The organism is Mucilaginibacter gossypiicola (assembly GCF_900110105.1).
GTDB classification, from domain to species: domain Bacteria; phylum Bacteroidota; class Bacteroidia; order Sphingobacteriales; family Sphingobacteriaceae; genus Mucilaginibacter; species Mucilaginibacter gossypiicola.
The window spans coordinates 202,998-221,706 of the sequence record NZ_FOCL01000010.1; the positions used below are offsets into that span (position 1 = coordinate 202,998).

Genomic DNA, 18,709 nt, shown 5'->3' on the forward strand with positions numbered 1-18,709 from the left:
TTTTATTTTTTTTATTTCTGATCTTTATTTCTGAAGATTTTTCACACTGCCATATTAACTAACTAAAATTATAGTTTATCTTTAACTATGCATAAGTCTTTGTTGTTTTTATTGTTACTAATACCCATAGGTGCTTGGGCCCAGGTAAAAATTACCGGGAAGGTAATTAACATGACGGATACCAAACCCGTACCCAATGCCAGCGTGTTTTTAAATAACGCCCAGGTAGGCAACAAAACAGCCGATGATGGCACGTTTACCCTAAGCAATGTGAAGCCCGGTAAATATGATTTCATTATATCTGTAGTGGGCTATGAAACTTATACTTACAGTTTACAGGCAGGCTACACCAATATCGATCTGGGTACCATCAGCATTATTCCTAAAACCTTTCAACTTAATGAAGTAAAGATCAGGCCCGACCCTAACCGTGAAAAATACTATGCCATTTTCAGGCGACAGTTTTTGGGAAGTTCTGAAAACGCTGCGCAGTGCAAAATATTAAATTCGGATGTATTGGATTTTGACTACGATGATACTACCCGGATCTTAAAGGCCACTTCTCATGATTTCATGGAGATTGAAAATAAAGCATTAGGTTATAGCATCAAGTATAAGCTGACTAACTTTAGTTTCAACCCCAGTATCCAGCTGCTCTACTATGAGGGCATTTCAACCTTTGAAGACCTGAAAGGCACCGAAAAACAAAAACGCAAATGGAACAAGCAACGGCAGTGGGCTTATCTTGGCTCACCCATGCATTTTTATAGGTCGGCCATCAAAGATAGCCTTACAAGCGAAAACTTTGTAGTAATGCGCCTGATCAGGAAGCCCAACCCCAACTATAAAGGCGGACCAAATAACAAATACCTGCAAAGTTTGGTCGATAAGCCTTTGGACAGGGCCGACTTTTTTAATCTTACCGACAAGGAAGGTTTATTTGCTATAGGATATACGGATTGCCTGTATGTAATGTATACCAAAAAGGCTCAGGATCCTTCTAACAACGTTTTTCAGGCATTCAATATGCCTAACAATGCTACAACCATTATTTCTTTTGATGAACCGCATGCTTTTTTTGACAATAACGGTATTATCGCCACTCCACATGCCATTATCTATGAAGGCGATTGGGGCATTAGCCGCGTTGCCGAAATGCTGCCGGTTGATTATGAACCGGTGGTGGAGAAGAAGTAAGGTCTGAACTCGAATTAAACGAATTAAGGGAATTAAGAGAATTTGCTTTGCATTCTACCCATTCATTTAATTCAAAAAATTCGAGTTCAGACAAACAAAAAGCCCCGTTCCAAAAGAAACGGGGCTTTAATATTAATTACAGTATTACAAAATTACTTTTGCTCTTCCTGCTCAGGTTTTTTGCTTTCGCCTTTTCTGTCGGTGATCTTGATCTCTTTGGTTTCGGTATCAAAATCAACTACCATCACATCACCTTCGGCTAATTCGCCTTTAAGGATCTCTTCGGCAATTGGATCTTCCAGGTATTTCTGGATGGCACGTTTAAGTGGCCTTGCACCAAACTGCGAATCATAACCTTTATCGGCAATGAAGTCTTTAGCTGCTTCGGTAAGCTCTATTTTGAAACCTAAGCCATTTACACGGCTAAACAGGGATGCAAGCTCGATATCGATGATCTTGAAGATTTCTTCTTTACCTAATGAGTTAAATACGATAACGTCATCAATACGGTTCAGGAACTCAGGTGCAAAAGCACGTTTCAGAGCATTCTCAATAACACCTCGCGAATGGCTTTCGGCCTGTAAAGTTTTAGCATTGGTGCTGAAACCTACACCCTGACCAAAATCTTTCAACTGGCGGGCACCGATGTTTGATGTCATGATGATGATGGTATTCCTGAAATCAACCTTACGGCCTAATGAATCGGTAAGCTGACCTTCGTCCAACACCTGTAACAGGATATTGAATACATCAGGGTGAGCTTTTTCGATCTCATCCAGTAATACTACAGCATATGGTTTACGGCGTACTTTTTCAGTTAATTGTCCGCCTTCTTCATAACCTACGTAGCCCGGAGGCGCACCAACTAAACGGGATACAGCGAATTTCTCCATGTACTCGCTCATGTCTATCTGGATCAGGGCATCCTCAGTATCAAACATAAAACGGGCAAGCTCTTTGGCAAGCTCAGTTTTACCAACACCTGTAGGGCCTAAGAAGATGAATGAACCAATTGGTTTTTTAGGGTCTTTCAAACCGGCACGGGTACGTTGTATAGCACGGGTTAGCTTTTTGATAGCTTCATCCTGACCGATGATCTTGCTGGCAACGGTATCGCTCATGTGCAACAGCTTTTGGCTGTCGGCCTGGCCTACACGTTGTACAGGGATGCCGGTCATCATTGATACTACTTCAGCAACATTATCTTCGGTTACAGTGTAACGTTTTGATTTTGTTTCGGCTTCCCAAACAGCTTTTGCCTGGTCAAGCTCCACTAACAAATTCTTTTCGGTATCACGTAACTGTGCAGCTTCTTCGTATTTCTGACTGCGAACAACTTTGTTTTTCTCAATCTTGATCTGTTCTATCTTTTGCTCAATATCCAAAATGTTTTGAGGCACGTGGATATTGGTTAAGTGAACACGTGAACCTGCTTCGTCAAGCGCGTCGATAGCCTTGTCCGGTAAAAACCTGTCGGTAATATAACGGGTGGTTAAGTTAACGCAAGCGTTGATTGCTTCAGGAGTATAAGTAACACCGTGGTGTTCTTCATATTTATCCTTAATGCGGTTCAGGATCTCAATAGTTTCTGACGGCGTAGCCGGCTCAACCATTACTTTTTGGAAACGACGGTCCAAAGCACCATCTTTTTCAATATACTGGCGGTATTCATCTAAAGTGGTTGCGCCAATGCATTGTATCTCTCCCCTCGCCAAAGCTGGTTTGAACATGTTCGATGCATCAAGCGAACCTGAAGCACCACCAGCGCCTACTATAGTATGGATCTCGTCAATAAATAAAATTACATCAGGTGATTTTTCCAGTTCGTTCATTACCGCCTTCATACGCTCTTCAAACTGGCCGCGGTATTTGGTACCGGCAACCAATGAGGCTAAATCAAGTGTAACAACACGCTTATTGAACAATACACGTGATACCTTGCGCTGAACAATGCGTAATGCAAGACCTTCGGCAATAGCCGATTTACCTACACCCGGCTCACCTATTAATATAGGGTTGTTCTTTTTACGGCGCGATAGAATTTGTGATACCCTTTCGATCTCTTTTTCACGACCAACAATAGGATCAAGCTTACCATCTTCGGCGGCGCGGGTTAAATCGCGGCCAAAGTTATCAAGCACCGGTGTTTTTGATTTAATGTCAGATACTTTTTTAGGCTGACTAAATGACTCTTCTTCTTTAAAGTCATCGTCGCCACCTGTAGGTGATCCCGGCATTTCGTCGGTAACATCGTTTTTATGCGATTCAACTTCACCTTTAAATACTTCGTAGTTTACGTTAAACTGTACAAGTATTTGTGAGGCAATATTGTCCTCGTCGCGAAGGATAGACAGCAGCAGGTGCTCTGTACCAATCACATCACTTTTAAATATTTTGGCTTCCAGATAAGTTATCTTCAATACCTTTTCGGCCTGTTTTGTTAACGGGATGCTGCCGATATGTACGTTTGTTCCTATAGTTCCCTTTACTGCATCCTCAACGGCGCGGCGAAGTTTTGCGGTATCAACGTTCAATCCCTTCAGCAATTTAATTGCTACACCATCCCCATCGCGGATAAGCCCAAGCAAAAGATGTTCAGTACCTATATAGTCATGCCCAAGACGTAATGCCTCTTCCCTGCTATATTGAATAACATCTTTTACCCTCGGCGAAAATTTAGCTTCCATATATACCTTTCTAATTATTGAACGCCCTAATGTATAAATTATGTTTTTACAAATTACGACGCCTGTTTTACTTTCATCAACAATATTGCCAACATTTAAAGCTTTGCAGAAACAGACATTGTTATGATACGCAATGTATCAAAGATTGGTGCCAATCAACAGTTTTTATCCGAAAAGCCCACTGCTAAGTGTTTTTTTTACAATATACGAACGAAACTTACCTGTTTGATATAAATATCCTAAAAAAGTTTAAACAAATTTCAAATATTTAATAACATTTCCACCTTTTAAGGCATTTCGTCATAAACATGACAATTAGGCATTAGCCTGTAATTATCGTCATACAACTATATACGGCAAAGGTATTGCGATGGTTGTGTATCTTCGTTTTAGGTTCAATTAAATTTAAATTAACATTATAACTCAAAAATCAGCTTAAAATTACTACTCCTAATCAATTAATCTGCGGCTTCCTTTTCAGCTATTTTAGCCATATTTGAATTTCTATTTATCGATCAATTATAATGGCAGACGAAAAGATAATTTTTTCAATGGCAGGGGTTAGCAAAGTTTATCCCCCGCAAAAAACAGTATTAAAAAACATATACCTGTCGTTTTTTTACGGCGCTAAAATCGGCGTTATCGGCTTAAATGGTTCCGGTAAATCGTCGTTGCTGAAGATCATTGCGGGTATTGATAAAACCAATATAGGCGAGGTTGTTTTTTCGCCGGGCTATACCGTAGGCTACCTGAGCCAGGAACCCGAACTTGATCCTGAAAAAACAGTACGGGAAATAGTTGAAGAAGGTGTTGCCGAAACTACCGCCTTGTTAAAGGAGTACGAAGAGATCAACGAGAAATTCGGTCTCCCTGAATACTACGAGGATGCCGACGCCATGGAAAAACTCATGAACCGCCAGGGCGAATTGCAGGATAAAATTGATGCAGTAAATGCCTGGGAACTGGATAGCAAACTGGAACGCGCCATGGATGCCCTCCGTTGCCCTGAGCCAGATACCAAAATTTCAGTACTATCAGGAGGTGAACGCCGTCGTGTAGCTTTATGCCGCCTTTTATTAAAAGAACCGGATGTTTTATTGCTTGATGAGCCTACCAACCACCTGGATGCTGAATCTATTGATTGGCTGGAGCAACATTTACAACAATATAAAGGAACAGTTATAGCAGTAACACACGACAGGTATTTCCTCGACAACGTTGCCGGCTGGATCCTGGAGCTTGACCGTGGAGAAGGTATCCCATGGAAAGGAAATTATTCCTCATGGCTGGATCAAAAAGCCAAGCGTTTGGCACAGGAAGAAAAGAGCGAGAGCAAACGCCAGAAGACTTTGGAGCGCGAGCTGGAGTGGGTACGCATGGGCCCGAAAGGCCGCCACGCCAAATCAAAGGCCCGTTTAGGCAATTACGAAAAACTGGCATCCGAAGAAACCAAAGAACGCGAAGAAAAACTGGAGCTATTTATTCCGCCGGGCCCGCGTTTGGGTAACGTGGTAATCGAAGCCAACGGGGTAAGCAAATCATATGGCGATAAATTATTGTTCGATAACCTGAGCTTCTCCTTGCCTCCGGCCGGTATAGTTGGTATCATCGGCCCTAACGGTGCCGGTAAAACCACACTGTTCCGTTTAATTACCGGGCAGGATCAGCCGGATGCCGGTACTTTCCGTGTTGGTGAAACTGTAGCCCTCGGTTATGTTGACCAGATGCATGACGACCTTGACCCCAACAAATCTGTTTGGGAAAACGTAACCGGCGGTTTGGAAACTATCATGGTAGGTAACCGTCCGCTCAATTCAAGGGCATACGTATCCAAGTTTAACTTTAACGGTGCCGATCAGCAGAAAAAAGTGGGCGTACTATCGGGCGGTGAGCGTAACCGTGTTCACTTATCCATCACCCTCAAAAAAGGATCAAACGTATTGCTGCTGGATGAGCCTACCAACGATATCGACGTAAATACTTTGCGGGCACTGGAAGAGGCACTGGAAAACTTTGGCGGCTGCGCAGTAGTGATCAGTCACGACCGCTGGTTCCTTGACCGCATTTGTACCCACATCCTTGCCTTTGAAGGTAATTCGCAGGTTTACTTTTTTGAAGGGATCTATTCCGATTATGAAGAGAACCGGAAGAAACGTTTGGGTGATATAGCGCCGAAAAGGATCAAGTATAAAAAGCTAACGGCATAAGCCCCATCTAAATCTCCCCCTGCAGGGGAGATTTTTTTTATCCTAAAATGATCAGCATATGAGTCAATTAAATTTCTTGCTTCTGCCTGATGAAATCTTGGATAGACTTAATTCAATTATTCAAAAAAACGACGCTTTAGTTTTTTCAGGCCGTTTCTTCGAGCATGAACATCCTAAACCTTTCGAAATAAAAGAGGACACCTCACTTCCCGATGAGCTAACCCTTTGGCTAAATAACAGCAAGAAAATGCCTCGTGGTGAAATTATTACTGAAGGTCCCTTTAAAGGTAAATTTGCGTTCGACTATTACAAAGATCCCATTATACAATTTCACAATTGCGTAACTGCACAAACTACAATCCATTCGGGAAGAATTTTTTATAAATCAGGATGGATAGACGATGACGTACTCAGGTCAAAACATAAAAAATGGGCAGCAAAAACAACGAGGATCATTGATAGAAATCTTCAAAAGCTAAATAAGTTTTGGCGAATATCAACTGCAGTCGAAGAGTGGGTTAATGAAGGAGGTAGCTTAGAATTGGGTCCCGGTGGATTAATTGTAAATAAACAGAACTTCAACAAGTATCGTTAGAACGAGAACATACTTATTTCCTAATCTTAAATTATAACAAAAAATGCCACTCAATCTGCCGCGGGTTACACTGTGCTAAACCCGCGGCAGTGAAAAAAATGAAAGGGGCATTCTGCGTTGCAGAGTCCCATTTATACGATCGTGTAATGAGATCACTATTTTATCCCGTAATGATCATTCATCAATTTTTCAAACAAACCGCCCGGCAAAATCGCTTTTAGCGTAGGCACAATAGTTTGCCCAACCTGCCCTACCAAATAGCGGTGTTTCGGACTTGATGAACCTACTATCGAAACCAGCTTTTTAGCTAATGACTCCGGACTTGGGGCGATGCTTTCGTCTTTTTCCATAGCGGCAACGGCAGCATTATACTCGGTTTCCAGTTTATCGTTTTTGATAGGGAATTTCACTTTAGCTCGGTTCTGGCTAAAGTCTGATTTAAAGTCCCCTGGGTTAAGCAGGGTTACTTTAACGCCGGTATTGCGCAGCTCCATCCTTAGGCTTTGTGAATATCCTTCAATTGCGTACTTTGAAGCGCTGTACATGCCCTGGTATGGTAAACCGAATAAACCGGCTAATGAACTAATGTTTACGATAAGGCCTTGTCCTTTCTCAATCATTCCAGGCAATGCCGCAGAGCTAACACGGATCACACCAAAAAAGTTAACCTCAAACTGCTGCTTGGCACTTTCAACCGGCATGGCATAAGCTGGACCGGTTACACCGTTACCGGCATTGTTCACCAATACATCAATTTTACCTTCGGCTTTGATAATGGTATCAATAGCTGCCTTTACAGAAGCATCGTCGGTAACATCAAGTTGAACAGGTTTAAATGATACAGATTTCATACGGTCGAGGTTGCGCGATGAACCGTAAACCGTATGGCCTGCTGCCTGCAATGCACTGGCGCACGCTAAGCCAATACCAGAAGATGCTCCTGTTACTAATATTACCTTTTTCATTGTTGTAAGGGTGAGTTGTTTTGTTTGATTGTTTATTGGTTTGCTTGTGCCGTTTTTCGGCAGCGTAAAGATGTGAATTTATATCCCAGCAAAACAAGGGGATAGGTTAAAAATAATATTGGCTACATGAAAAATTCATGGTAGGACTACTAATTGCTGGCCTGTCAGTCTGAGCTTGTCGAAGACTCGCGCGCAGAGGCCCACCCACCATGCTTCGACAGGCTCAGCATGACACCCATTTTTAAATAATGCCTGCGACGAAGCATCTCTTTGTCTTACATGGCTGTTTTGCTTATTGAAGAAGATCCTTCGTTCCTACCCATGACATGTTAAAAAAGTGTGTTTCCCGTCAGCAGGAAAGCTTCGGGTGAAAACGGACAGAACAATGGTGGCCAGGAGCGAAGGACGGGGCATAGCAAGTTTTTGCAGCAGCGTTGGGAAAGCGCGCGCGAAGCGGGGCAAAATAATTGCAGCCCGTGGTTCTGACCGTTTTGCAGGGCAAAAGCCCGCGCGACGGGCAGCGGGATGGGCAGCGCAAAGAAGCCTCCCTGCTGACTTGATTTTTTGGGTACTTTTGTATCAAGACAAAAGTACCTGACCCCGCGCGGCCAAGAGCGCGACGATGCAAGTTTGATACCTCTAAACGCGTTAGCTGCCGATAGGGAATTGCTTCGTTCCTCGCAATGACGTGGTGGAGATGTCATTCCTCCTTCACAGATCTCGATTTTTTCCTACTCAGTATGACAAATCGCTTTACGCTTCCTTTATCCCCTCTTCACCCGGTGCATGAATTTCCTGCAGTGACAATGGGATTAACTTTTTAGTTTTCAAATATGTAACTCCAACAATAAGCATGGTCATACTACCACCAAAAATTACCGATGGAACAGTACCCAGCAGTTGCGCGGCAGTACCCGATTCAAAAGCACCGATTTCGTTTGATGAGCCGATAAACATCTGGTTAACCGCCGATACCCTGCCACGCATATGATCGGGCGTTAAAAGCTGCATCAGTGTACCGCGGATAATCACACTGATACTATCAAAGGCACCTTCGGTAAAAATGAATAGCAGCGACAAATAAAAATTAGTGGATAAACCAAAACATAAAATTGACAAGCCAAAGCCGGTTACGGCAATAAGCAGGTTACGCCACGGTTTTCCCATTGGCGAAAAACGCGTCATCACCAGCATGGTCAATACCGCACCTAATGATGACATGGCCCTCATGATGCCCAATCCCTCAGCACCTACCTTCAATATCTCGTTGGCAAAAACCGGCAGCAAAGCAACCGCACCACCAAAAAATACCGAAAACAGGTCGAGGCTCATGGCGCCTATCATCATCTTATTACTAAACACAAAATGGATCCCTTCCGAAAGGCTTTTCCAGATGCTTTCTTTAGGTACATATTGCGCAGGATATTTCCTGAGCATAAAAACCAGTACCAATGATACCAGCAGCAAAAACAGGATACAGCCAAAAACCGCGGTAATGCCTGTTAAACCGGGTACTATCTTATCGGCATAACCATAGAGCAAACCACCTGCAGCCGGGCCTAAAATAGATGCCACCTGCCAGCTGCTGCTGCTCCAGGTACTGCCATTAGGATATAATTCTTTAGGGATACTGTTGGCATAAATGGTAAACGTAGCCGGGCCATAAAAAGCGCGGGCCACACCATTACAAAATATCATGGAGTACATGATAGGCACTATCCAGGCCGCATCTATAATATTGCTCATGCTTTTGAGCGTAACGGTAAACATAACCAGCGATGTAAGCAATACGCCGCTAAATATCAGCAAAAGCATTTTTCGCTTTTCAGATTTATCGGCGATATACCCGCCGTACAAAGCAATACCAATAGCCGGAATAGCCTCGCACAAGCCAATGTAGCCAAGCGCTATTTTACTATGTGTAATGCTGTAAATATAAAAGCCGAGGACTACGGCCTGCATGGAATATGCAAAGGTGAAACAAAAACGCATGCCTATGTAAGATCTAAAATCTTTATAACGCAATGCTGCAAAGGAGTCTACTTTCTGGGGTTTACTATCGCCTTCTTCGGTCACGGGTGTAGTTTTTTATGATGTGTCGCAAAGGTAGATATTTTTTTGAACCTTGATTGGTAGGATTAGAGGATGACCATGAGATGAAGGCTGTCTGAACTCGAATTTGGGGAAATTATAGAATTAACAGAATGCCAATCAAATTCTATAAATTCCTTAATTCGTTTAATTCGAGTTCAGACAATATCATGTTCATCTTCTAATCCTAAAAATCAAGGTTCAGTTGCTTACAATCCGTGCTGATCTATCAAATAAATTAACGCCGCCATGCCAGCCGCACCAAGCTCAAGCTCGCGTTTGTTTACGTTTTCAAAAACGTCTTTGGCGGTATGGTGCAGATCGAAATAACGTTGTGAATCGGGGCGGAAACCGATCAGCACTACGCCAGGCAAAGCTTCTTTCATCGGTTCTATATCGGTACCGGCGCCGCCAATGGTCAACTTGTCAACATCATAAGGTTCCAGTATTGATTTAAAGTTATCGTTAACTTTTTTGATAAAATCTTTTGATACATCGGCAAAGCTGAAACCGCGGGGGGTAAAGCCGCCTTCGTCTGTTTCAATGGCTGCAATGTGTTGCTCTTTATTTTGGGCAGCCAATTCGGCATATTTTGTACCGCCTTTATGGCCGTTCTCTTCATTCATGAAAAGCACTGCTCGTACAGAATTTTTAGGCCTGTATCCTATGGTTTTAAAAATCCTCAAAACTTCAACCGACTGCATTACGCCGGTGCCATCGTCATGTGCGCCTTCGGCCAAATCCCATGAGTCCAGGTGCCCACCAACTGTAATAAACTTATTAGGATTCTCCGAGCCTGTTATCTCGCCAATAACGTTGTATGATTTTACATCGGGCAGGAGTTCGCAATTTTGTTTAAAGTAGAATTTGGCAGCCGGGAATTTCCTCAATTTAAGCATAGCGCTCAACTTATTGGCAGCTTTTGTAGATATCGCGGCGGCAGGTATGATTTTGCTGGCCGAAGTTGCAAGCGTAGCACCGGTATGCGGATAATCGTCAATAATTTCGGTAAGAGAGCGTACTATTGCACCTACAGCGCCAAGTTTAGCAGCAACAGCAGGACCCATAAAACGCTGGTCGCCTGCATTACCATAAGCAGCACCCGTTTCAATAAAACGGGGGTCAAAGGCGCGATTAAAGAACACTATCTTTCCTTTTACCACATTTTCGCCGAGGCCTTCAAGTTCCTTGATGCTTTTAACCTCTATAACATTAGCAGTAATACCCGATTTTGGTGTAGCTATACTCATACCCAAGGCAACAATCGGCACCGGAATACGGGTTTTGCCATCAATAATAGCCGCTTCTTCTTTTGCTCCGCGAACCCAATGCGGCACCATCACTTCCTGCAAATAAACCTTATCAAAGCCATAGCCGTCCATCAATTTTTTGCTCCAGTCAACAGCTTTTTGCGCATTAGCCGAACCGCTGATCCGCTGGCCTATATTTTTACACAGGTAATGCAGGTTATCATAACACTGGCCGTTTACCAATGCTTCGTCATACATTTTGCGAATAGTCAGAGAGTCTTGTGCTTTTACCTGCGAGCACAGTAACACGGCAGAAAATAAGAGGGTAAATTTCTTCATATATAAACAGTAAGATCAGTTTCAACAAATGTACTATTTGAGGGGCAAAGGCAGAAAGATGAAGTGCGTATAATTGAGAAAGGCGAGGGCATAAATAGCGTTTTATTAATATTTATCATCCTGAACGGGTAAAACCCTGCTGTTACTTAAAACAAAAAACATTCCGGGCGTAGGCTTGTCACCCTGAGTGTTTAAATCCGAACTCTGAAGGTGAAATGACACCTATTAAAGGGGGCTGTCACCCTGAGCTTGTCGAAGGGTCGCGCGCAGAGGCCCCACCCGCTATGCTTCGACAGGCTCAGCATGACCCATTTTTAATCATGTCATGGGTAGCTTGTCGAAGGGTCGCGCGCAAAGGCCCTGCCCACCATGCTTCGAGGGCCTCAGCATGACACCCTACTATGATCCTTACGATATCTTATCCCAGCTTAACCCGGCATTCTTTACTTCAAAGGCATGATGCAAAATCTGGTTTTCGGGATGAGCCAGTTGCGGGTCTTTTTCAAAGATGGTTTCAACGCATTTACGTACCTTAAAAAGCAGCTCCTGGTCGGTAGCCAGGTTAGCCAGCTTCAGATCAATCACACCGCTTTGTTGGGTGCCTTCAATATTGCCGGGGCCCCGCAATTGCAGATCGATCTCTGAAATTTCAAAACCGTTGTTGGTTTTCACCATGGTATCCAGGCGTATCTTGCCGTCGTTGCTTAGCTTATGGCTGCTCATTAAAATACAATAGGATTGCTCGGCGCCGCGCCCCACCCTACCCCTTAATTGATGCAGTTGCGACAGGCCAAAACGTTCCGCATTCTCAATGATCATCACCGAGGCATTGGGCACATTCACACCTACTTCTATCACAGTAGTAGCTACCATGATCTGTGTTTCGTGCTTGATGAAGCGCTGCATTTCAAAATCCTTGTCGGCAGGTTTCATTTTACCATGCACAATACTTAACTGATATTGAGGTTTTGGGAACTCGCGCGACATAGCTTCAATACCATCCTCAAGGTTTTTAAGGTCGAGTTTTTCACTTTCCTGTATCAGCGGATATACCACGTATACTTGCCTCCCCAACGCTATCTCTTGTTTCATAAAACCGAACATTCGCAAACGCTGGTTTTCATAAAAGTGAACAGTTTTAATAGGTTTACGTCCGGCCGGCAACTGGTCAATTACAGACACATCCAGGTCGCCATACAGTGTCATGGCCAGCGTACGGGGTATTGGAGTAGCCGTCATTACCAGGATATGCGGAGGGATAATATTTTTACGCCATAGTTTTGAACGTTGTTCAACACCAAAACGGTGTTGCTCATCAATCACCACAAAACCCAGGTTTTTAAACTGCACCTTATCCTCAATAAGCGCATGCGTGCCTACCAGTATTTTCAGATCGCCATCTTCAAGTTTCTGGTGTAAAACCTTGCGTTCCTTTTGTTTGGTTGAACCGGTTAATAAAGCTACCTCAATAAAATCATCGCCCACCAGGCCTTTAATGGTTTGATAATGCTGAGTGGCCAAAATCTCGGTAGGCGCCATAATACAGGTTTGAAAACCGTTATCAATAGCTATCAGCATGCTCATAAGCGCTACTACTGTTTTACCGCTGCCCACGTCACCCTGCAACAGGCGGTTCATTTGTATGCCGCGCTGGGTATCCTGCCGAATCTCCTTTAATACCCGCTTCTGCGGATCGGTAAGTGTAAAAGGCAGCTTGTTATGATAAAACTCATTGAAATAATGCCCCACCTTATCAAACACATTACCCTTAAACTTTTGCGTATGCAGCAGCTTATTTTTAAGCAACTTAAGCTGAAGAAAAAACAATTCTTCAAACTTCAGGCGGATCAATGCTTCGTTAAGCAACGTAGCATCGCCCGGAAAATGAATATTGCGGTAAGCATCTGCCCGGTTAAGCAGCTTAAACTGATTGATGATATATAAAGGCAGATTTTCGCGAATGTCCTTAGCGTGCAAATCAAGCAGCACCGCCGTAAGCTTTTGGATCCCTTTAGTGTCCAGCGAAAATTGCTTGAGCTTTTCTGTAGAGTTGTAAACAGGTTGTAAGGAAAGGTTGCCTTGCTTTTGTGCGCCGGGTACGTACAACTCCATTTCGGGATGCGCCATCTGCGGCATCATGTTAAAAAAGCCGGGCTTTCCAAACAATATATAAACCTTACCGGGGATAATGGTTTTCTCTATCCAGTTAATGCCCTTAAACCACACCAGTTCAATAATACCAGTATCATCTTTTGCTTTTACCACCAGGCGGCGGCTTTGCTTTTCGCCAACAACTTCTTTATTTATAATGCGCGCCAGCACCTGTACATAAGGTAGTTCTTCACGTATTTCCCTTACCTTGTAAAAACGGGTACGGTCAATATACCTGAACGGAAAATGGCGCAGCAGATCTTCAAAAGTGTGCAACTCAAGTTCCTTTTTCAAAACCTCGGCCCTCGACTGGCCTACACCTTTTAAATATACAAGTGGCGTCTGAAAAGGATTCATTGATTAAGAGTTGTCTGAATCAGAATTTACAGAATTTGAGGATTTACAGAATAATGTCTGAACTCGAATTAAACGAATTATAGGAATTTATGTAACTTGCTTAGCACTTTGCTGATTCTTAAATTCTAAAAATCGGGTTCATGTAAAAAAATTCATCGGGAAACTACCAACTGCCACTCTAAACTACCAACTTAATTGGGGCGTTGCCTTTGGCCGGGCTATCCACTCATACGCCTGCAGGCCTTAGGCTCAGGCCGGTATCCACTACTATTCCTAACGCATTTGTCTGAATCAGAATTTATTGAATTAAGAAATTAACAGAACGCTAAGCAAATTCAATAAATTCTTTAATTCAATAAATTCGAGTTCAGACAAAAATTGTCATAAAATTCGAAATCGAAAATCCGAATTCCAAAATCAAAATATTATTTAACCGCGATAACCGAAATCTCCACATTTACCCCTTTAGGTAAAGCAGACACCTGGATAGTTTCACGGGCCGGAAAATCGGCAGTAAAATAGGTGCCGTATACTTCATTAACCTGTACAAAGTTTTGCAGATCGGTTAAGAAGATACTTGTTTTTACTATGTTATCGAAACCTAAACCGGCTTCGGTTAAAATAGCTTTGATGTTTTCCATTACCTGTGTAGCCTCAGCTTTGATGTCGCTGCTAATAAGTTCGCCACTTAGCGGATCAATAGGGATCTGACCCGATACAAATAAAAAACCACCGGCTAAAGTAGCCTGGCTATATGGCCCTATTGGGGCAGGTGCATTGTTGGTATTGATGATTGTTTTCATTTTTTAAGTATAAATACCTGTACCAGTTTCCAGATGATCCCGGCCAGGAACATAATAATAGCCAGTGCATTTATAAAATGCATCACCCTCAAATTGAAATTATCGGGGCGGTTCGGATCTTTTTTCCTGAAGAAATACATTACACAAACTTACATAAAATTTTGTCGCCGTAAACCCGTACCTATTATATAAGGTGTAAGTATCAGGCACAAAACCTTATAAAACAAAGAAGGCTCCGGGTTATCCGGAGCCTTCGCAAATAATATTTAATCAGATATTATTTCTTTTTGAATTGAACACGACGGTTAAGTACGCGACCTTCTTCAGTTGAGTTGTCAGCAATTGGGTTAGTTTCACCGTAACCTTTTACTTTCACTTTCTTAGCATCAACACCAGAGTTAACTAAGTAAGTTTTTACTGAGTTAGCACGGTCTTTAGATAATGACAAGTTGTGAGCAGCAGTACCTTCAGATGAAGCGAAACCGTCAACTTCAACAGCTGAACCAGATGAACGTAAGTCAGCAGAAGTAGCATCTAACACTGGGTAAGATGAAGTACGCAATACTGAGCTATCAAATTCAAACTGGATGTTTGAGTAAGCAGCAGCTGGAGTTGGAGCAACAGTATCTTTAGGGAATACGATAACGCAACCAGAACCATCAACTACGCTACCTGCAGCAGTACCTGGGCATTTGTCAAACTGATCAGCAACACCGTCACCGTCAGAATCTTTTTTCAGGTCATTAACAGCAGTTTCAACGTTAGCAACACGGCCTTTTAAAGCTTCAACTTCCTGACGTAAAGCTGCATCATACAGTTCGTCATACATCATAGCTACCGGGTTAACCCACTCTAATACTGGTTTTGATTTTGAACCTAAAGTAAAGGCTAAACCAGCATAAGCATATGAGTAGTGATCTTTAGTTGGGTAAGATTTGTTGTAACCGTCAAAGTTATCAGCATCAACATAAGTTTGAGTATAACCCAAATCTAATGCTACTGCATCGCTTAAACGGAACTTAACACCAGCACCTACAGGAACAACAAACTCTTTTACGTAGTGGCTGCCATCAGATGTTGGGTTTTTGAAATGAAATTCATCAGCACCTACCCTGGTTACTTTTGGATCATAAAAAGCCATACCAGCACCACCTTTTAAGTAAAAGTTAACTGCATTTTTACGACGGATGAAATCGATAGTAGCAACGTTAACCACAGCGCTCATGCTTGCTTGCCAAAAACGAGTATCATATGATACATAATCGCCTGTTGCAGTAGGTGCAGGATCATTTTTACCTTTAACTTTACCACCTGTAACATCTAATTGTAAAGCAAAAGAATGTGCTAACTGCTCTTTTAAATAGATACCGTAGCCATAGCTAACAGAATGAGAGTTAAAGTCGTTGTTACGGCCACCGGTAGCAATTACTGGTGAAGTAACACCACCATTGATACCAATGCTAAATTTCCTGTACTGGCCTAAACCACCAAATACCTTAGCGGTTTGGGTTTCAGATGACGTTGTAGTTGCCGTTGTTTTGGTTGAATCGGTCTGCGCTTGAGACAAACCAGCAACCATCAAAGAAGCAAATGACAATGCGACTGTTTTCTTTAATGTAGAATAATTCATAGTTTTTAAGATTAAACGATTTTAATTGTGATTTTTTTCAAATTTAGTAATTATGTTTGAATCCATGACCAAACATTGTTCCAAAAATTGTAATAGTTACACAAATAACTAAAAAAAAATGATTTTATAAAATAATCACCCGATAAATATGAAATATCTGCCGATTAAAAATAGCTTATTTACAAATAATAGAAAAAATTTCGTTTCAAGAACAAAACCCAACTCAATCGCTATTTTTCATGCTAATGACGAGTTTCCACGCAGTGGCGATCAGGCATTTATGTTCAAGCAAAATCCCGACTTTTTTTATCTGACAGGCATCGATCAGGAACAAAGTATCCTGGTTTTATACCCCGATTGTCCTAATAAAGCATACAAAGAAGTACTTTTTTTAAGACAAACCAACGAACACATCGCCATTTGGGAAGGACACAAATACACCAAAGAAGAAGCGCGCGAAACATCCGGCATCCAAAGTATTTTTTGGCTGAGCGAGTATGATACTATACTTCACAGCATTATTAACTATGCCGAAAATATATATATTAATACCAATGAAAATGACCGCTACGCACATACCGTCCCCTATCGTGACTACCGTATGTATGAAGCACTTAAATTAAAGTACCCACTTCATAATTATACACGCTCGGCCCCCATTTTGCGCGATTTGAGGGTGGTAAAATCAGACATAGAGGTTGAGCTTACGCAAAAAGCTTGTGACATAACTCACGATGCTTTCGTACGCGTTTTAAAATACACCAGGCCCGGCGTAACCGAATATGAAATTGAAGCAGAGATTATTCATGAATTTATCAGGCAGCGGGCTACAGGCCATGCCTACAATCCCATCATTGCATCAGGTGCCAACGCCATTGTACTGCATTACAATGATAACAACCAGATATGTAACGACGGCGATGTAATACTGCTTGATTTTGGTGCCGAATATGGCAACTACAATGCTGATATGACCCGTTCAATACCAGCTAACGGCCGTTTCACCGCCCGTCAGCGACAGGTTTATAACGCTGTTTTAAAAGTAATGCGCGAAGCCACGAAACTCATTGTTGCAGGCACAATATTGAGCGAGTACCAGGATGAAGTTGGTAAAATCATGACCGGCCAGCTTATTGACCTGGGCTTGCTTGACAGGCACGACGTTGAAAAACAGGACAAGAATGCTCCCCTGTATAAAAAGTACTTTATGCATGGCACATCACATCACCTGGGCCTGGATGTTCACGACTATGCCAGCAGGTATAAGCCTTTTGAAGTAGGCAACATACTAACATGTGAACCGGGTATCTATATTGCAGAAGAAGGATTAGGTATCCGCCTTGAAAACAATATTCTTATCACCGGCAATGGCAATATTGACTTAATGGGCAACATTCCGGTTGAAGCAGATCACATTGAAGAAATTATGAACAGCTAATAATTTACGTTAAGCCTATATAAACAATACAACCTGATTGACATTTACTTTACATTAAGCTAATCAAATACTATACATAGGTATCCACAAAACTATACAGGTTAAAATCTCCGCCCGCTAAAGCTTCGGCTATATCAAGCTGAAGCTTTTTTTTGTCTATTCCAACCATCATCTTTTGCTGAATAAGTTTGTATACTTTTTCGGTCAGCAATAATTTGCGCCTGTTATTTTGCTTTAAATAGCTTTGTTGTATAAAAGAAGCGATATCAGCTATGCCCTGGTTTTGTGAAGCTACAGTTTTGAACACAGGCGGTTGCTCATCAAGGTCACGTCCGATAATTTTTTTTAAGTTGTTGGCAAACACATCGGCCCCTTCCCTGTCGGCTTTGTTAATGATAAAGGCATCAGCAATTTCCATCAAGCCCGATTTAATGTGCTGGATCTCGTCGCCTGCTTCAGGTACTAATATTACAAGGGTAATGTCGGCAAGGCCGGTAATTTCAACTTCGCTTTGGCCTACGCCAACAGTCTCAACCAACACGTAATCGAACCCGACCGATCGTAGTACATCCGTCATTTCAATGGTTTTTGCTGATAATCCGCCTAATGAACCCCGTGTAGCCAACGACCGAATAAAAACATCGGGATGGTTAAAATGCGAAGCCATCCTGATTCTGTCGCCCAACAGGGAGCCAAAATTAAAAGGTGAAGTTGGATCGATAGCCAGTACAGCTATCTTTTTCGCCTCTTTCAAAAGTATCTCAATAATACCGTTTACAAGCGTGCTTTTGCCAGCCCCGGGTGGGCCGGTGATGCCGATAACCGGGCAGCTTTTATCAAATTTAAGACCCTTAAGCAATTCTTTACTGCCATTAAGATCATTTTCAACAACAGTTAAAGCACGCGCAATTGCACGAAAATTTAATTGACCAATGCCATTTTGATGCAAATTCAAAGCAAATGATAATAAAGTTCAAATCTATTCATTATGTAACAAAC

The 18,709-nt window shown here is 42.3% G+C and carries 13 protein-coding genes; 4 read left to right on the forward strand and 9 right to left on the reverse strand.

Annotated elements, in window-relative coordinates; all coding sequences use genetic code 11:
- Nucleotides 1-87 precede the first annotated feature (87 nt).
- Entirely contained in the window at nucleotides 88-1,197 is a 1,110-nt protein-coding gene (locus tag BMX50_RS26790) for a carboxypeptidase-like regulatory domain-containing protein (protein ID WP_091217568.1), read from the forward strand.
- A 152-nt stretch (nucleotides 1,198-1,349) separates the two neighbouring features.
- On the opposite strand, the gene BMX50_RS26795 is transcribed toward BMX50_RS26790, so the two are convergent.
- Nucleotides 1,350-3,884 carry an ATP-dependent Clp protease ATP-binding subunit gene (locus BMX50_RS26795; RefSeq protein ID WP_091217571.1) on the reverse strand — a complete coding sequence of 845 codons (2,535 nt, stop codon included), beginning with the start codon at nucleotides 3,882-3,884 and terminating at the stop codon, nucleotides 1,350-1,352.
- A 524-nt stretch (nucleotides 3,885-4,408) separates the two neighbouring features.
- Here BMX50_RS26795 and ettA point away from each other — a divergent pair.
- Both ettA and BMX50_RS26805 read left to right on the forward strand, forming a co-directional pair.
- A complete protein-coding gene (gene ettA, locus BMX50_RS26800; protein WP_091217575.1) occupies nucleotides 4,409-6,091 on the forward strand; it encodes an energy-dependent translational throttle protein EttA in 1,683 nt (560 codons plus the stop codon).
- 58 nt (nucleotides 6,092-6,149) lie between these two features.
- Nucleotides 6,150-6,686 (forward strand): hypothetical protein, encoded by a 537-nt coding sequence (locus tag BMX50_RS26805; protein ID WP_091217578.1) that lies wholly within the window; start codon nucleotides 6,150-6,152, stop codon nucleotides 6,684-6,686.
- Nucleotides 6,687-6,841: 155 nt separating this feature from the next.
- Here BMX50_RS26805 and BMX50_RS26810 read toward each other — a convergent pair whose 3' ends face one another.
- From BMX50_RS26810 to BMX50_RS26835, 7 genes are all read right to left on the reverse strand, one after another.
- Nucleotides 6,842-7,651, reverse strand: a complete 810-nt coding sequence (locus BMX50_RS26810; protein WP_091217581.1) for an SDR family oxidoreductase — start codon at nucleotides 7,649-7,651, stop codon at nucleotides 6,842-6,844.
- Nucleotides 7,652-8,404: 753 nt separating this feature from the next.
- Nucleotides 8,405-9,727 carry an MFS transporter gene (locus BMX50_RS26815; protein WP_244281111.1) on the reverse strand — a complete coding sequence of 441 codons (1,323 nt, stop codon included), beginning with the start codon at nucleotides 9,725-9,727 and terminating at the stop codon, nucleotides 8,405-8,407.
- A 224-nt stretch (nucleotides 9,728-9,951) separates the two neighbouring features.
- A complete protein-coding gene (locus BMX50_RS26820; RefSeq protein WP_091217584.1) occupies nucleotides 9,952-11,331 on the reverse strand; it encodes a M20/M25/M40 family metallo-hydrolase in 1,380 nt (459 codons plus the stop codon).
- Between the two features lie 408 nt (nucleotides 11,332-11,739).
- Complete coding sequence (gene recG, locus BMX50_RS26825; protein WP_091217587.1) at nucleotides 11,740-13,839, reverse strand: ATP-dependent DNA helicase RecG; 2,100 nt, start codon at nucleotides 13,837-13,839, stop codon at nucleotides 11,740-11,742.
- Between the two features lie 425 nt (nucleotides 13,840-14,264).
- The gene (locus BMX50_RS26830; protein ID WP_091217590.1) at nucleotides 14,265-14,642 is read right to left on the reverse strand and encodes a RidA family protein; all 378 of its coding nucleotides are present in this window, start codon (nucleotides 14,640-14,642) and stop codon (nucleotides 14,265-14,267) included.
- Complete coding sequence (locus BMX50_RS34660; protein ID WP_162997005.1) at nucleotides 14,639-14,782, reverse strand: DUF6728 family protein; 144 nt, start codon at nucleotides 14,780-14,782, stop codon at nucleotides 14,639-14,641. The genes BMX50_RS26830 and BMX50_RS34660 overlap by 4 nt, the downstream gene beginning before the upstream one ends.
- Nucleotides 14,783-14,919: 137 nt before the next feature.
- Nucleotides 14,920-16,272, reverse strand: a complete 1,353-nt coding sequence (locus tag BMX50_RS26835; RefSeq protein ID WP_091217593.1) for an OmpA family protein — start codon at nucleotides 16,270-16,272, stop codon at nucleotides 14,920-14,922.
- A 148-nt stretch (nucleotides 16,273-16,420) separates the two neighbouring features.
- Between BMX50_RS26835 and BMX50_RS26840 the strand changes: the two genes are divergently transcribed.
- The gene (locus BMX50_RS26840) at nucleotides 16,421-17,710 is read left to right on the forward strand and encodes an aminopeptidase P N-terminal domain-containing protein (protein WP_091217598.1); all 1,290 of its coding nucleotides are present in this window, start codon (nucleotides 16,421-16,423) and stop codon (nucleotides 17,708-17,710) included.
- 70 nt (nucleotides 17,711-17,780) lie between these two features.
- On the opposite strand, the gene meaB is transcribed toward BMX50_RS26840, so the two are convergent.
- A complete protein-coding gene (gene meaB / locus BMX50_RS26845) occupies nucleotides 17,781-18,665 on the reverse strand; it encodes a methylmalonyl Co-A mutase-associated GTPase MeaB (protein ID WP_091217602.1) in 885 nt (294 codons plus the stop codon).
- Nucleotides 18,666-18,709: the final 44 nt, after the last annotated feature.